This window comes from Shewanella youngdeokensis (assembly GCF_033180165.1).
GTDB classification, from domain to species: Bacteria; Pseudomonadota; Gammaproteobacteria; order Enterobacterales; family Shewanellaceae; genus Shewanella; species Shewanella youngdeokensis.
Window position 1 is genome coordinate 2,624,543 of record NZ_CP136522.1, and the last position, 17,094, is coordinate 2,641,636.

Annotated in this window: 9 protein-coding genes, 2 tRNA genes and 2 rRNA genes; 4 read left to right on the forward strand and 9 right to left on the reverse strand. The window is 43.2% G+C overall.

Annotated elements, in window-relative coordinates:
* Positions 1–39: 39 nt before the first annotated feature.
* The 5 genes from RGE70_RS11205 to gmhB all read right to left on the reverse strand — a co-directional run bounded on the left by RGE70_RS11205 (position 40) and on the right by gmhB (position 6,848).
* Positions 40–2,934: ribosomal RNA gene (locus RGE70_RS11205) — 23S ribosomal RNA — on the reverse strand.
* 391 nt (positions 2,935–3,325) lie between these two features.
* Positions 3,326–3,401, reverse strand: a tRNA-Ala gene (locus RGE70_RS11210).
* Positions 3,402–3,465: 64 nt separating this feature from the next.
* A tRNA-Ile gene (locus RGE70_RS11215) sits at positions 3,466–3,542 on the reverse strand.
* A gap of 89 nt (positions 3,543–3,631) precedes the next feature.
* Positions 3,632–5,174, reverse strand: a 16S ribosomal RNA gene (locus tag RGE70_RS11220).
* Together the 16S and 23S rRNA genes with 2 tRNA genes alongside form the textbook arrangement of a ribosomal RNA operon.
* 1,119 nt (positions 5,175–6,293) lie before the next feature.
* The gene (gene gmhB / locus RGE70_RS11225) at positions 6,294–6,848 is read right to left on the reverse strand and encodes a D-glycero-beta-D-manno-heptose 1,7-bisphosphate 7-phosphatase (protein WP_310471539.1); all 555 of its coding nucleotides are present in this window, start codon (positions 6,846–6,848) and stop codon (positions 6,294–6,296) included.
* 779 nt (positions 6,849–7,627) lie between these two features.
* Between gmhB and RGE70_RS11230 the strand changes: the two genes are divergently transcribed.
* The 4 genes from RGE70_RS11230 to RGE70_RS11245 all read left to right on the forward strand — a co-directional run bounded on the left by RGE70_RS11230 (position 7,628) and on the right by RGE70_RS11245 (position 12,102).
* Positions 7,628–8,299: a GntR family transcriptional regulator gene (locus RGE70_RS11230; RefSeq protein WP_310471540.1), complete on the forward strand. Its 672-nt coding sequence runs from the start codon at positions 7,628–7,630 to the stop codon at positions 8,297–8,299.
* Between the two features lie 101 nt (positions 8,300–8,400).
* The gene (locus RGE70_RS11235) at positions 8,401–9,465 is read left to right on the forward strand and encodes a ketoacyl-ACP synthase III (RefSeq protein WP_310471541.1); all 1,065 of its coding nucleotides are present in this window, start codon (positions 8,401–8,403) and stop codon (positions 9,463–9,465) included.
* 328 nt (positions 9,466–9,793) lie between these two features.
* The gene (locus RGE70_RS11240) at positions 9,794–10,327 is read left to right on the forward strand and encodes a heme NO-binding domain-containing protein (RefSeq protein ID WP_310471542.1); all 534 of its coding nucleotides are present in this window, start codon (positions 9,794–9,796) and stop codon (positions 10,325–10,327) included.
* Between the two features lie 23 nt (positions 10,328–10,350).
* Entirely contained in the window at positions 10,351–12,102 is a 1,752-nt protein-coding gene (locus RGE70_RS11245; RefSeq protein ID WP_310471543.1) for an ATP-binding protein, read from the forward strand.
* A gap of 107 nt (positions 12,103–12,209) precedes the next feature.
* On the opposite strand, the gene RGE70_RS11250 is transcribed toward RGE70_RS11245, so the two are convergent.
* The 4 genes from RGE70_RS11250 to RGE70_RS11265 all read right to left on the reverse strand — a co-directional run bounded on the left by RGE70_RS11250 (position 12,210) and on the right by RGE70_RS11265 (position 16,905).
* The gene (locus tag RGE70_RS11250) at positions 12,210–12,887 is read right to left on the reverse strand and encodes a 3'-5' exonuclease (RefSeq protein WP_375087849.1); all 678 of its coding nucleotides are present in this window, start codon (positions 12,885–12,887) and stop codon (positions 12,210–12,212) included.
* A gap of 5 nt (positions 12,888–12,892) precedes the next feature.
* Positions 12,893–14,740, reverse strand: coding sequence for a DUF294 nucleotidyltransferase-like domain-containing protein (locus RGE70_RS11255; RefSeq protein ID WP_310471545.1), 1,848 nt, complete (start codon positions 14,738–14,740; stop codon positions 12,893–12,895).
* 142 nt (positions 14,741–14,882) lie between these two features.
* Positions 14,883–16,601: a sodium:solute symporter family protein gene (locus RGE70_RS11260; RefSeq protein WP_310471546.1), complete on the reverse strand. Its 1,719-nt coding sequence runs from the start codon at positions 16,599–16,601 to the stop codon at positions 14,883–14,885.
* Positions 16,602–16,629: 28 nt separating this feature from the next.
* A complete protein-coding gene (locus RGE70_RS11265) occupies positions 16,630–16,905 on the reverse strand; it encodes a DUF4212 domain-containing protein (RefSeq protein ID WP_310471547.1) in 276 nt (91 codons plus the stop codon).
* Positions 16,906–17,094: the final 189 nt, after the last annotated feature.

Below are 17,094 nucleotides of genomic sequence, written 5' to 3' on the forward strand. Positions count from 1 at the left end.
GTAAAAACATCAGTCTCATACAAAACCCATCAGGGTTGTATGGTTAAGCCTCACGAGTCATTAGTACAGGTTAGCTCAACGCCTCACAACGCTTACACACCCTGCCTATCAACGTCCTAGTCTCGAACGGCTCTTTAGAGGAATTAAATTCCTAGGGATGACTCATCTTAGGACTCGCTTCCCGCTTAGATGCTTTCAGCGGTTATCGATTCCGAACGTAGCTACCGGGCAATGCTATTGGCATAACAACCCGAACACCAGCGGTTCGTCCACTCCGGTCCTCTCGTACTAGGAGCAGCTTCCTTCAATCATCCAACGCCCACGGCAGATAGGGACCGAACTGTCTCACGACGTTCTGAACCCAGCTCGCGTACCACTTTAAATGGCGAACAGCCATACCCTTGGGACCGACTTCAGCCCCAGGATGTGATGAGCCGACATCGAGGTGCCAAACACCGCCGTCGATATGAACTCTTGGGCGGTATCAGCCTGTTATCCCCGGCGTACCTTTTATCCGTTGAGCGATGGCCCTTCCATTCAGAACCACCGGATCACTATGACCTACTTTCGTACCTGCTCGACGTGTATGTCTCGCAGTTAAGCTGGCTTATGCCATTGCACTAACCGTACGATGTCCGACCGTACTTAGCCAACCTTCGTGCTCCTCCGTTACTCTTTGGGAGGAGACCGCCCCAGTCAAACTACCCACCAGGCACTGTCCCGAACCCCGATTCAGGGGCCGCGGTTAGAACATCAAAACTACAAGGGTGGTATTTCAAGGACGACTCCACAACATCTAGCGACGTCGCTTCAAAGTCTCCCACCTATCCTACACATGTAGGTTCAATGTTCAGTGCCAAGCTATAGTAAAGGTGCACGGGGTCTTTCCGTCTAGCCGCGGGTATACGGCATCTTCACCGCAATTTCAACTTCACTGAGTCTCGGCTGGAGACAGCGTGGCCATCATTACGCCATTCGTGCAGGTCGGAACTTACCCGACAAGGAATTTCGCTACCTTAGGACCGTTATAGTTACGGCCGCCGTTTACCGGGGCTTCGATCATGAGCTTCTCCGAAGATAACCCAATCAATTAACCTTCCGGCACCGGGCAGGCGTCATACCGTATACTTCCTCTTGCGAGTTTGCACAGTACTGTGTTTTTGATAAACAGTTGCAGCCACCTGGTATCTGCGACTGCCAACAGCTTAGGAAGCAAGTTCCATCACCGTCGGCAGCGTACCTTCTCCCGAAGTTACGGTACCATTTTGCCTAGTTCCTTCAGCCGAGTTCTCTCAAGCGCCTTGGTATTCTCTACCCAACCACCTGTGTCGGTTTGGGGTACGATTCCTACTAACCTGAAGCTTAGAAGATTTTCCTGGAAGCATGGCATCAACTACTTCATCACCTTAGTGACTCGTCATCAGCTCTCAGCCTTAAGTAAACCCGGATTTGCCTAAGTTTACAGCCTACAACCTTAAACGCGGACAACCAACGCCGCGCTAGCCTAGCCTTCTCCGTCTCTCCATCGCAGTTAGCAGAAGTACAGGAATATTAACCTGTTTCCCATCGATTACGCCTTTCGGCCTCACCTTAGGGGTCGACTCACCCTGCCCTGATTAACATTGGACAGGAACCCTTGGTCTTTCGGCGAGGGAGTTTTTCACTCCCTTTATCGTTACTCATGTCAGCATTCGCACTTCTGATACCTCCAGTGTGGGTTACCCCTTCACCTTCAACGGCTTACAGAACGCTCCTCTACCGCTTGCTAGTAAACTAGCAAACCCATAGCTTCGGTGTATTGCTTAGCCCCGTTAAATCTTCCGCGCAGGCCGACTCGACTAGTGAGCTATTACGCTTTCTTTAAATGATGGCTGCTTCTAAGCCAACATCCTAGCTGTCTAAGCCTTCCCACATCGTTTCCCACTTAGCAATAACTTTGGGACCTTAGCTGATGGTCTGGGTTGTTTCCCTTTTCACGACGGACGTTAGCACCCGCCGTGTGTCTCCCGAGTAGTACTCATTGGTATTCGGAGTTTGCAAAGGGTTGGTAAGTCGGGATGACCCCCTAGCCTTAACAGTGCTCTACCCCCAATGGTATTCGCTCGAGGCGCTACCTAAATAGCTTTCGAGGAGAACCAGATATCTCCCGGTTTGATTGGCCTTTCACCCCCAGCCACAAGTCATCCGCTCATTTTTCAACATAAGTCGGTTCGGTCCTCCAGTTGATGTTACTCAACCTTCAACCTGCCCATGGCTAGATCACCGGGTTTCGGGTCTACACCTTGCAACTAAACGCGCAGTTAACACTCGGTTTCCCTACGGCTCCGCTATTCGCTTAACCTCGCTACAAAATGTAAGTCGCTGACCCATTATACAAAAGGTACGCAGTCACGGTCTCAAGAACCGCTCCCACTGCTTGTACGTATACGGTTTCAGGTTCTATTTCACTCCCCTCACAGGGGTTCTTTTCGCCTTTCCCTCACGGTACTGGTTCACTATCGGTCAGTCAGGAGTATTTAGCCTTGGAGGATGGTCCCCCCATATTCAGACAAGATGTCACGTGTCCCGTCCTACTCGTTTTCACGTAAAGTTAGTTTTCATGTACGGGGCTATCACCCTGTGCCGCTGTGCTTTCCAACACATTCCACTAACACCCTCTACGCTTAAGGGCTAATCCCCGTTCGCTCGCCGCTACTAGGGGAATCTCGGTTGATTTCTTTTCCTCCGGGTACTTAGATGTTTCAGTTCCCCGGGTTTGCCTCACAACACTATGTATTCATGTTGTGATACATGCTTATGCATGTGGGTTTCCCCATTCGGACATCGTTAGCTCAAATGCTTGTTACTAGCTCGCCAACGCTTTTCGCAAGTTACTACGTCCTTCATCGCCTCTGACTGCCAAGGCATCCACCATATACGCTTAGTCACTTAACCATACAACCCAAATAAGTCTCTATGAGATATACCTGTTGTTTCAAGCGGGTAAGCTCAAAACAGTCGTATCGTAACTAATGGTTTCTACTTTCGCCAAAATTAGAATTTTTAACTCATTGCCGTTAAGCAATAAGCCAAGACACTTAATGTTTAAGTGTTTAGAACTCAATTTTTTAATTTCGCATTAACGCTATAAACAACAACACGAATAATCGTAATCGCTGTCCCTTTCACGTTAACACTATCAGCTTTCCAAATTTTTAAAGAACGGGCTTAAAAAAGCCAAAGATAAATTTTATGTTTATCTTTGGCATCTCTATCCAATGCATGCCTCACTTATCAGCTAGAAAAGTAAGTCTACTAATTATCAAATGATAATAGGCAAAGTAAATGGTGGAGCTATGCGGGATCGAACCGCAGACCTCCTGCGTGCAAGGCAGGCGCTCTCCCAGCTGAGCTATAGCCCCATTTACATGCAGTCAAACAAAATACGTTAATACAAAATCTTCATTTAGGAGAAACAAAAGATTTTGGTGGGTCAGAGTGGACTTGAACCACCGACCTCACCCTTATCAGGGGTGCGCTCTAACCAGCTGAGCTACAGACCCAACGTATATTGCTCTTTCTTTATAACAAGCATATCTGTGTGAACACTCAAACGTATTTGCATACTTCAGATGTGAGTTAGTCGTATAGGTAAGGAGGTGATCCAGCCCCAGGTTCCCCTAGGGCTACCTTGTTACGACTTCACCCCAGTCATGAACCACACCGTGGTAAACGCCCTCCCGAAGGTTAAGCTATCTACTTCTGGTGCAGCCCACTCCCATGGTGTGACGGGCGGTGTGTACAAGGCCCGGGAACGTATTCACCGTGGCATTCTGATCCACGATTACTAGCGATTCCGACTTCACGGAGTCGAGTTGCAGACTCCGATCCGGACTACGACCGGCTTTATGAGATTAGCTCCACCTCGCGGCTTCGCAACCCTCTGTACCGACCATTGTAGCACGTGTGTAGCCCTACTCGTAAGGGCCATGATGACTTGACGTCGTCCCCACCTTCCTCCGGTTTATCACCGGCAGTCTCCCTAAAGTTCCCACCATTACGTGCTGGCAAATAAGGATAAGGGTTGCGCTCGTTGCGGGACTTAACCCAACATTTCACAACACGAGCTGACGACAGCCATGCAGCACCTGTCTCAGAGTTCCCGAAGGCACTAAGCTATCTCTAGCGAATTCTCTGGATGTCAAGAGTAGGTAAGGTTCTTCGCGTTGCATCGAATTAAACCACATGCTCCACCGCTTGTGCGGGCCCCCGTCAATTCATTTGAGTTTTAACCTTGCGGCCGTACTCCCCAGGCGGTCTACTTAATGCGTTAGCTTGAGAACCCAGTGTTCAAGACACCAAATTCCGAGTAGACATCGTTTACGGCGTGGACTACCAGGGTATCTAATCCTGTTTGCTCCCCACGCTTTCGTACATGAGCGTCAGTCTTTGTCCAGGGGGCCGCCTTCGCCACCGGTATTCCTTCAGATCTCTACGCATTTCACCGCTACACCTGAAATTCTACCCCCCTCTACAAGACTCTAGTTTGCCAGTTCGAAATGCAGTTCCTAGGTTGAGCCCAGGGCTTTCACATCTCGCTTAACAAACCGCCTGCGTACGCTTTACGCCCAGTAATTCCGATTAACGCTTGCACCCCTCGTATTACCGCGGCTGCTGGCACGAAGTTAGCCGGTGCTTCTTCTGCGAGTAACGTCACACCCAAGCGCTATTAACACTTGAACTTTCCTCCTCACTGAAAGTACTTTACAACCCGAAGGCCTTCTTCATACACGCGGCATGGCTGCATCAGGCTTTCGCCCATTGTGCAATATTCCCCACTGCTGCCTCCCGTAGGAGTCTGGACCGTGTCTCAGTTCCAGTGTGGCTGATCATCCTCTCAGACCAGCTAGGGATCGTCGCCTTGGTAAGCCATTACCTTACCAACTAGCTAATCCCACCTAGGTTCATCCAATCGCGGAAGGCCCGAAGGTCCCCTCCTTTCCCCCGTAGGGCGTATGCGGTATTAGCAGTCGTTTCCAACTGTTATCCCCCTCGACTGGGCAGATACCTAGGCATTACTCACCCGTCCGCCGCTCGTCACCTCAGGAGCAAGCTCCCTTGTGTTACCGCTCGACTTGCATGTGTTAGGCCTGCCGCCAGCGTTCAATCTGAGCCATGATCAAACTCTTCAATTAAAGTTTTTTGCTTTACTCCGTTAAGAGCAAAGCGGCTCAATGAATTATACTGCTTTTCAAAAGCCCGAAGACTTTCGAAGTTTACATATTGCTATGGTCACTCAGTGGTTCATTGAGAAATATTTTTGATTGCTTCCTAAGAAGCAATTTCGAATAACTCAACACCTGTGAGTGCCCACACAGATTTGCTTGTCATATTGTTAAAGAGCGTGAGACTAATCTTTCAAGTCTCGCCGAAGACGCTAGGTCGTTGGTTTGAGGAGGCGTATTCTACACTCTCCAGTGTCGGCGTCAAGTGCTTATTTTAAGAAGTTTTTCAAGCGATGATTTCTTAATCAAAACCAAAACTAGAAGCCCTTTAAGCGCTTATCACCTGGGTTCATTCTTCGAGAAGATTTAACCCTCTAACACTGCTGCAAGTCCCGTGCTACCTCACCTTGCGATAAGTTAGTTGGCCTACTGTGCCGTGTCAGTGGATGCGTATTATAGGGAAATCTTTGCCGAGCACAATAGAGTTTAGCAAATATTTTTATCTTGAGCGTTTAAGTGGATACTTAATCAACGATCTGAACGTTAAACACGCCGTTTAGCGCTTATTAGCTATCAAGTAAGCGTCTATGCTATCCACTTAGGCACGTTTACACATCGCATTACGCACAGTTATACGTGGTTGCAGGCTCTTTTTACTGGCTCTTGTCTGCACATTATTTTGATTATCACGATTAAGTGAATATTTTTGGGCATTGAATACCGGTATAAATAGAGGCATGTATATATAGATTACGCTTGAACAGCCCTATATTCCGTTCACTAAGTAGAAAGCCCGCTTATGGTAAAGTCAGCATGGAAGTATCTGCGCCAATGCAATAATGGCTAGAGGTAAACGAAAAATCCTAGAAAATGTATTAAGTAAAATACTGCTGAATTGAATTTAGCCCTTTCACTTGAGCAGATTGCTCGTTTATCAACACAATTTCACAGCTTTAACTCTTAATTGATTAGAATTGCGATGTTAAGAATAGAGTGAATGATCAATAAAATCTAACCATTCACTCTATATCGATAGCGTAATCAAATACGACGTTCATTGGTGCGCAACTAGAATCAGCAAATGGCCGTTTAAGAGTTAGTGGCTAAGTAAGCCGGTACATCTGCAATGGAATCTAACACGATTGTGGCTGCCGCAACGGCTTCATCAGTCACGGACTTACCGGTACGAACTAAGATCCGAGTAGGTACGCCTGCCGCTTTAGCTGCTAGCATGTCATCTCTTTTATCACCAACCATGACTGAGCGAGATAAATCTATTTTTAGGAACTGCGCTGCAGTTTTTAACATACCCGGCTTTGGCTTACGGCAATTACAGTCAACCTTATATTCACCAAGCCCCTTTTCAGGGTGATGCGGACAATAGTATATACCATCAAGCTCAACACCTTTATCAACAAAGTTCCAGTCCATCCACTCTGTTAAGCTGTGAAACTGATCTTCGGTATATAAACCCCGAGCAATTCCTGACTGGTTAGTCACAACGGCTAAAAGGAAGCCTGCTTCTTTCAACTGCGCACAAGCTTCAAACACACCGTCTATATATTCAAAATCATCTACCTGATGTACATAACCATGGTCAACGTTAATCACACCATCTCTGTCAATAAATACTGCTCGTTTCAAAATACTATCTCTTCTATGACCTATCTTTATATTATTTCATTCATTGTTGTAAATTGCACCGTGAAGTTGCCATATACCGTACGATAAGCACAACTGCTACTGACTATCTATAGTGGCAAACAAGCTTTTAATAACAATTCCGCCCACAACACCGACAACTTACATTAGAACACTAAGCCGCTCAAAAGCTTTGTGACACTCCGAGTGTGCAGCACTATATAACAGTACAACAATAATTACGTGGTTCCGATTTTTGTTCATTAGCCGTAATTTACAACTCGGCTGTTACTCACTTTTACGACCAACTTGATTTCATCGCTATTTTACATTCAAGTGATTTTTGTATGCGAACTATAGTGACGCTCATGACGATATTTAACTTCACTACCTTCAACTCTCAAGGCTTTAACAGTATAAGTTATTCTTCTATTTTCTATGCTACTGATACACCTAAAGTAGATTCAGAATGACTAGCTAAAAATAATTGCAAGAGTCCTCTTCATTATCAGCATTATATTTATGACACCTCACTTTAATAGCTGCTTATTAGCAATCTGCAACTGCTTAAATTTATAGGGTTAACGGAACAATATGCTGAAATATTCCCACTCTTCCAATTGTATATTTGTTAATCATCTATATTTAGCAATAACACAAGCTACAATGAAATTTTTTCGAATATTACTCTATGTTGTGAATGCGTTTGTACAATAAATTTCTCTTTCTTTATAATTATTTAAGCGTTAATCTAGAATTATCATCAACAACAAAAATTATCTATGAACATATCAGCGCCAGTCGTTCATAAAACGCGAACTCAGGTTGTCGTCGAAGTTTTAAGAGAGAAAATTCTTTCTGGCGAAATCGCGGCAGGTATGCCATTGCGTCAAAGTCCTTTAGCAGAAGAAATGAATGTAAGCCGGATCCCTGTTCGAGAAGCTTTGCTGCAGTTAGAAGCTGAAGGCTTAGTTAAGTTTGAAGCACATAAAGGCGCATCGGCAACAACATTGTCAACTACCCAAGTTACTGAATTATTCGACTTGAGAGCTTTAATTGAATCAGATTTACTCGCTAAAGCTATTCCAAATATGACTGCTGTTGATATATCTGAAGCTGAAAATACCTTAGATAGGCTAGATGTTATTTTACAGGACAAAAGCAAAATTGAGGATTGGAGTGGGTTGAACTCTCAGTTCCATACACGTTTATACCAAGCGGCCAACCGCCCTCATACCATTGAGGTGATAAACAGCTTACATACCAATTGCGATCGCTATGTTCGCCTACAGTTAATTTTAACTAGCGGGATTCCAAAAGCACAACAAGATCACCGACAATTATTAAAATACTGTAAACGAGGCGATGTAGGTAAAGCTACGGCACTATTGAAAAATCATATCCTTAATGCTGCAGAAGAAATTAGAGCTTTAGTTGGCAAACAAGCGGGCTAGCTCACTGTTAGAAAGTAAATTAGTTGTTAAGCTTTTATTCATACGGATTGCCAAGGCTGAGCTTTTAAGCTCTGCCTTTTTATTTTTGAGAGAGCACTAAAATGCACTACGCAACAATTACAGGTTGGGGTAAATGTCTACCACCAGCAACGTTAACTAATGATGACCTTGCTACATTTATCGACACTTCAGATGAGTGGATTAAACCTCGCACAGGGATCAGCCAGCGACATATTAGCCATGTTAATACCTCTGAGCTTGCATCAGTTGCAGCTAAGCGCGCATTGGCAGCAGCGGGGATTGATGGCAGCGAAATAGATATGATCATTCTAGCTACCGCGACACCTGACACTTTAATCCCAAACATTGCATCAACAGTACAAGCAAATATTGGGGCAAACTGTGCTGCCTTTGATATCAATGCGGCATGCAGCGGTTTTCTATACGGTGTAGGCTTAGCAAGTGCTCAAATCCAAAGCGGCCAAAGTAAGAAAGTTCTGGTTATTGGCGCTGAAAGGTTGTCGTTTTTCATAGACTGGTCTCGCCGTGAAACAGCAGTTTTATTCGGTGATGGTGCTGGGGCGGTTATACTAGAAGCAACAGATCAACCCATTGGTGTATTGGGCTATGAATTAAACAATGATCCTGCAGGACGCGATATTCTAAAATCAGAATTTGGTACTTCGATGGACAGATTTGAAGCTTCTTCACTGGATTTTTATATTGAATTTAACGGTAAAGAGATCTTCAAACGCGCTATCGCGGGCATGGGGAAACTAAGTAACAAAGTTATCGAGAAGTGCGGAATCGAAAAAGATGACATTGATTGGGTAATCCCTCATCAAGCTAACGAGCGTATTATTGATACATTAATCAACCGTATGAAAATTCCTAAAGAAAAAGCCATCGTCAATATTGCCAACTACGGCAATACTTCAGCAGCGACAATCCCTATCGCGATTTGCGACGCGCTTGAGCAGGGGAAAATCAAACCAAACCAAACCATCTTGTCTTGTGCATTTGGCGCTGGTTTGACCTCAGCTGCCGCGTTAATCAAGTGGGGCGATCGGGTAACCCCAATCAACAATAGTAACGCCGAACTACCACCTTGCGATAAAACAGGCATCGAGTTAGTTAGCAAAGCGGTTAAACACTTTTGTAAATAATTAGCCCTTATCTCATAAACACCGACTAATCTGTCGGTGTTTATATTTTTACTTTATAGTTTTTGCCTGTGTTGAGCTTGAAAAAATTTGTGCCTCAAAAAATATCAAAATTTAGATAAACTTAGCCCACTCTAGCCGCCAAATAACTTAAAACTATTCGAGCTACATTCAAAATACCTCCAATCGCACAACCCAGTTATATGGTAGTGGAACATAAATCAAATCAAAATATTGAGTCTACGCTGTACATAAAAAAGTCTGCCGCCTCATTGAATAAACCTAATTAATACACTACTTTATAATAAGTGATTATTGAGGGAATATTGACATGAAAGGGATCATTTTTACTGAGTTTTTAGAACTAGTTGAAGATACTTTTGGTTTAGAAACCTGCCAGCAGATGCTCGATGAAAATGACAATGAAGGCGTTTATACCAGTGTTGGCACCTATGACCATAACGATTTAGTTAAACTCATTGTCACGCTCAGTAAGCTGACTGGTGTGTCAGTTGAAGATCTGCAAGAGGTCTATGGAAAGTATGTATTTATGACCTTATTCAATAGCATGCCAGGCCTTGAGGGAAAATCCAATTCTACTTTTGAGTTTATAAACAGTGTCGAAGAGTATATTCATGTTGAAGTAAAGAAGCTGTATGCCAATGCAAACCCCCCTACTTTCAATTTTATCTCAGCCACCCAAAGTGAATTAGTAATGGACTATATATCCGCCCGTTGTATGGCGCATGTCTGTTTAGGCTTGATCAAAGGCTGTGCAGAACATTTTAGTGAAAATATCGATGTGAAAATGACGCCTTTACTCGAAGATAGATCTGAGGTCAGGTTTACGCTTACCCGTGTATAACTAAGGAAGGTATAATTAACTCAATGGCAAATGATGAAATCCAAGCCTTAACCAAAAAGCTTGAATTACTGACCCGAAAAATAGCCCGAGAGAAAGCAGCCAAAAAGGCAGCTGAAATGCTGCTGGAAGAAAAAAGTAGAGAGCTGTATAGCGCCAAACAGCTGGTTGAAGATTCGCTCGTAGATATAAAAGAAGAATCTAAACAGGGTATTTTACTCCTGCAATTTAAAACCTATTTAGAATCAATTTTACTCGACTACAACCAAATATTGTTAAAAAAACCTATTTCAAACATGCTTTTACAGCGTTTGATTAATGATTTTACCAGTATCGAAAATATCAAAGCTAGCCGCATTAAATTTAAATCACCGCTTCAGGAAAATCAGTTTGATTCATTTTACGCCGGTGACAAACTTTTATTACAACACTTAAGCACCGCCAAAAGAACACTGTGTTGGTCTGATGACCACAAACAAATCAAACTGCTGATAAAATCCGAAGACACGATACTAGGTAGTTTAACTCTGGTTATCGAATCACCGACTTCATGGCAAAATACCATCGAAAAACAATTGTTGCTTTTCTGCGATATGATAAGTGCTGCACAACGCCGGCAAGAACTGTTAGAAAATACCATTAAAGAAAAATTACGAGCTGAATCTTCTGAACAGTCCACTCGTGATTTTGTTGCCATGATAAACCATGAGTTACGCACACCGCTCAATGGTTTACTCGGTTCAGCAGAGCTGATGCTCGATACCCCTTTGTCTACTTACCAACAGCAACTACTCAACACAATGCATCAATCCGGTGAGTTATTACGGGTCATTATTAATGATTTACTCGATTTGAGTAAAATGAGTGCAGGAATGCTGCAAATTGTTGAAGTGAGTTTTTCTCCCTCAAAACTGTGTCAGATGATTTTTGAGATCTTCAAACAACGAACAGAAGAGTTTGGCCTAACCTTTAACTATCATTATCATGACAAAATCCCCAATACCTTACTGGGCGACCCAGATCGTATCAAACAAATTTTGGTCAACCTTATCGGTAACTCGATTAAATTTACCAAAAAAGGGGCAATTACTGTCGATATTTTTTGGCAGCACCAATCCCTCTGTTTTAATGTGAAAGATACCGGCTGTGGGATCCCTGAGAATAAAATTAGCACACTGTTTGATCCCTTCACTCAAGTTAACAATACCAGCAACCGTTCACATGAAGGCACCGGTCTAGGGCTTGCGATTTGTAAACAATTAGTCGATGAGATGAAAGGGGAAATATCACTCACATCAGTTTTTGGTCAAGGCAGTTGCTTTAGTGTTACTTTGCCACTTACGATTGTAGAAGATAGAGTTGCCGATGTAGAAGCACCACAAGCACACTACCCAATTGAAACACTCGATGTTTTAGTGGTTGAAGACAGCAAAGTTAATCAGATGATGATTAAAATGATGTTGGTCAAATTTAAAATAAACCCCATTATCGCGAACAACGGCCAAGAAGCACTGGACTATTTAGCTAACAATAGTGTTGATATTATTTTTATGGATTGCAGAATGCCGATCGTTGATGGCTTTGAAGCGACGAGTCGATTAAGAAAGCAAGGCTACTCCAAGCCCATTATAGCTTTAACCGCCAGCACAACTTCAGTCGAGACAGAGCAATGTTATAGTTGTGGAATGGACGAAATTATTAACAAACCCTACCAACAAAACGATATAAAAAACGCATTAACCAAATGGGGGCAAATAATCAATACTATTGAAAGTTAAGCGGTAACATGATTAAACTCCAGCCATCACCTCTTCAATGCCTTATTGAGTCGCTTTTCTAGTTTTGCATATGCCCACTGACAATTAAACTAACTAAAGTCATAATTTTACTGGACAAGGTCAATTAACCTTAATTGACCTTGCCCTGCAATCGCTGCCATTTGCGCTAACAATAACTCGCCACATGCTAAAGCATCGACAGTGGCATCATGCGCCGCATAAACAGGTAAGCCATATCGAGCACGGCAAGCATCTAACCTCAAAGACCCCTCTTTAATTAACTCATGCCGCAACAATAATCTTCTTTTCTCTAGTAACAAGGTATCGATAGCAATAAAAGTGATTGGCTCACCATAACAACGATGGATCTCAGCTTTCAAAAAACTAAGATCTAATGGAGCATGATGTGCGACCAATACATGACCTTGAGTTTGCTTTAAAAACCACTCCATCGCAGTTTTTGCAGAAACTGCAGTTTCAAGCTGCCGATCGACAATGCCATGAATTGTGGCACTGTCACCCACACTACCGTCAATACTAACTAAAATCTGTTTAGCGTTAGCGAGTTGAAGTAAGCCATTGTAAATAGGTACAATACCGATACTTAAAATTTGGTCAAACTGTGAATTAAGGCCGGTCATTTCAAGGTCAACTGCCATTAAGCGAGTTTCAGACAACGGTTTTGAAAAAATGTCTGCCATACATTGATAATAATCAGTAATCGTATGGTGAGTTGCTCTTAAAGTACACCAGCGAAGTTTGCTTTTTAGGTACCATCTTTTCACTACAGTTAATAACTCCGCATCATTTTTAGCTTTAACCCCGATTGCGCATCATGTACCACTTTAAATGCATCTCTTAATTGGTGCCGCACAAGAGAAGACAAGTCTTTGGGCATTAAATAGTTGGTGATTGGCTTGGCGTGGGTATATTGGTAACCTTGATTGGATAAGCGCATATGAGCAATAAATTCATGGGCGTCAGCTAAGTTCAACGCATCTTTACGGTTAATGATATTATGTTCCATTAACGCTCTGATCCGCTTAGCGGTATTAACCTCTTTAATGCCTGCTGACAATGCATATACTCGTGCGATATCGTTAATTAGCGCACTGCCTTTATGTTTTAAATCAATCCCTTTTACTTCTGAACCGTCTCGCTCCAAAACAAATTTTCTAAAAAATCCCAATGGAGGAGTACGGGTCAAAGAATTCCCGGTAAGCCCAGCAAGAAAAATATCGTTATTTTTAGTGTTGTTTACGACCTCACCTTGTAGCGCATCAAACAGAGATTTTGGCCCATAAACTGACCGCATATCAAAAAATATACTGCTATGCATTAGGGCTTTGGGTTCTGGTGCATTAACCCATTGATCAAATACACTTTGCCATTGCTTAAGTGACATTCGCCATTTAGGGTTTTGCGCCATAATGCCACCTGGGCAGTAAATATAGCCACATTGATCTAGGCCTGAACAAACGGCCTTAGCCAGTGCATCAAAATACCCTGCAGCAACGGCATCAGGTTCATGTGCTAATAACAAACCATTGTCTTGATCGGAACAGGCCACTTGATCCTGACGCCCCTGCGAACCAAAAGCTAACCAACAAAATGCCATAGGAGCTTGGCCTAAAATTTGCTGATTAAGCACGATAAGTCGCCGAGTTAATGCATCTGTAACCGACGTTAGCACTCGGCCTATCTCTTCTGCTCGCGCATCTGCACTGATAAGATTTTGCAATAATAGTGGGATTTGTTTGCTCACTTGCAATAAGCTGGTGAGATCTTTTTGGCGCTCTATTGCTCCGATCAGTAATAGCGGTTGAGAGCTCTGCCCTCTTAAAATATCGGTACTGGTTATCACCCCTTTTGTTAACCCGTTATCTACCACGGGGAGATGATGAACATTGTGTTCACTCATCATAAGCATGGCTTCAAAAACTAAAGCCGTTGATTCAATCGAGATAGGAACCGCAGTCATTGCTTGATTAACTAATAAGCTGCCGTCAAAATTTTCGGCAAGTACTCGGTCACGAAAATCTTTGTCGGTTAATATGCCCACAAGCTTATTGTTATCAATTACCAAAATTGATGAAACTCTTGAATTACGCATCAACCGGGCAGCATCTGCAACCGTCGCTCTTGGATCAATAGTCAGCGGGGTGGTAGACATTAATGTGGTAATACGGCTCGTGGTGGTTAAATCTTTAGCTTTAAATCGACCTTGCAGCCGTAACCTTTTAGCAAAAGCTTTATTAAAGAATCGGTCAAACTCTCGACAGTGATTACGAAGCTGGTTAAAAATGTCTGCCGGTAAATGGTAAACCAACCCATCTTCTAAAATAGCAACTCGATTACTAGCCTGCTCGCCGGATAATAACGATGGAAAACCAAAACAGTCACCTTCAGCAAGCCTGTCAAGTAACTCGCCGTTAGTATCTCTAACTTCAAAGGCTCCGCTTCTTACAATATAAAGCTGTGGTTCTTCAGGCTCTAATGGCACAAAGCCTGATGCTTTACTGTAATAACCTACGGTTAATGAGCGACAACATTGCGACAAAGCAGCTTTATCCAGCGACATAAAAGGCACGCATTGTTGTAGAAATAGCATAATCGGCTGTAACTCACTAGCATCCATTGTTATCCCTCTATCACTTAGCCTTTAACTACTATAGCGCTAGCCTTGATCAAAAACCTATTCGACTAAAGGCCAGTTCAGTTTTATAGCTCCAAAAAAAAGAGCGCCTAATGCGCTCTTTTATACTTTTTAGTATTCAAATTTAGTGATTTTGTGCCTCACCAGCTCCTTTAGGAATACGAATAGACTCAATCATATCAACAACCTCCTTTGGTACTGCTGCAGTGACTTTACTAACAGCAAAGGCAACAGCAAAGTTAATCATCATACCTAGCATACCAATCCCCTCAGGTGAAATACCTAAGAACCAGTTGTCGCTATTATTGGCAGCTGGATTAATGAACTTAAAGTAAGCAATGTAAGAGGCACTAAATAGTAAACCGATAACCATGCCCGCAATGGCACCTTCTTTGTTAACTGTTCTAGAGAATATACCCATGACAATAGCTGGGAATAACGATGAAGCAGCCAACCCAAAGGCGATGGCAACAACCGCTGCAACAAAACCTGGCGGATTAATACCAAAGTACCCTGCCATTACAACACCTAAAGCAGCAGCAATTCGCGCATACATTAACTCTTTTTTGTCAGAGATATCAGGCATGAAGTTTTTCTTAAGTAAGTCATGGGAGACCGACGTTGAAATAACCAACAATAAACCTGCTGACGTCGATAAGGCTGCAGCAAGGCCACCTGCGGCGACAAGTGCAATAACCCACGCAGGAAGGTTAGCAATTTCGGGCGTAGCTAAGACCATGATGTCACGGTCAATCTTCATTTCGCTTTCAGCACCTTTAGCGTAATAGATCTTACCGTCATTGTTCTTGTCATCCCATTCAATAAGGCCAGTTTTTTCCCAGTTTTTAATCCAGTCTGGCGCCGCTTCATAAGTAACACCTGTTGAGTCCGGCCCATTGATGGTTTCAATCATATTGACACGAGAGAAAGCTGATAACGCAGGCAATGTTGTGTACATAATACCAATAAACACCAGTGCCCAACCCGCAGAAACTCGAGCATCTTTTACTTTAGGAACAGTAAAGAACCGCACAATGACATGTGGTAAACCTGCAGTACCAAACATTAACGCACCGGTAATAAAGAACACATCAATCATGCTCTTAGAACCTTCGGTATATTGTGAAAAACCAAGCTCAGCGGATAATCCATCGAGTTTATCAAGCAGATAAACCCCCGTACCATTGCCAGCAGCATCAATCAATTCAGCCCCGAAACCAAGTTGAGGTAGTATATGTCCTGTCATCATCAATGAAATGAAAATAGCTGGAACCATGAATGCAAAAATAAGCACACAGTATTGAGCAACTTGGGTATAGGTGATCCCCTTCATACCACCTAATACAGCGTAAAAGAATACAACGGCCATGCCGATATATACGCCAGTTTCAACTTCAACTTCCAAGAACCTAGAAAATACTACCCCAACGCCACGCATTTGACCTGCAATGTAGGTAAAGCAAATGAAGATGGCACAGATCACAGCCACGGTACGAGCAGTTTGCGAGTAGTAACGATCACCAATAAAGTCTGGCACGGTAAATTTACCGAATTTTCGTAGGTATGGAGCCATACACAAAGCAAGTAGCACATAGCCACCGGTCCAACCCATCAAATATACCGAACCGTCGTAACCGGTAAATGAAACGATACCCGCTAGTGAAATAAACGAAGCTGCCGACATCCAGTCTGCAGCAGTGGCCATACCATTCATTACTGGAGGCACACCGCCACCGGCAACATAAAATTCATTCGTAGAACCCGCGCGAGACCAGATCGCAATCCCGATATATAGGGCAAAAGTAAACCCTACAATCAAATAAGTAAGTGTTTGTACGTCCATTCTATGACTCCTTTTTGTTATCGGAAATTTAGTCTTCTTCTACACCGTATTTCTTGTCTAGCGCATTTGCTTTTGCAACATAGACAAAAATAAGGGCTATAAACACGTACATAGCACCTTGCTGTGCAAACCAAAAACCCAATTTGAACCCCATAAAATGAACTTCATTGAGTACATCGACCAGTAAAATACCGCACCCGAATGAGACAGCAGCCCATATAACTAACAGTCCAAGTACGAGGCGTAAGTTTTCACGCCAATAGCCATCCGCCGCATCTTGATTTTCGTTTTTTTCTAAACTCATAGTGACTCCCATGTGCTAATTTTTTATTTAATCAGGAGCTAACTTAACAAGCGTGTTCTGAACAACAATCAAGACCTTAGTCTAATTAGGCTGGCCACAAACTCACGCCACAGTTTTAAAGCCATAAATTACAACAACTTAATTAAGATTTACGTATTAATCTACATTTACACACCAACCCTAATTTAG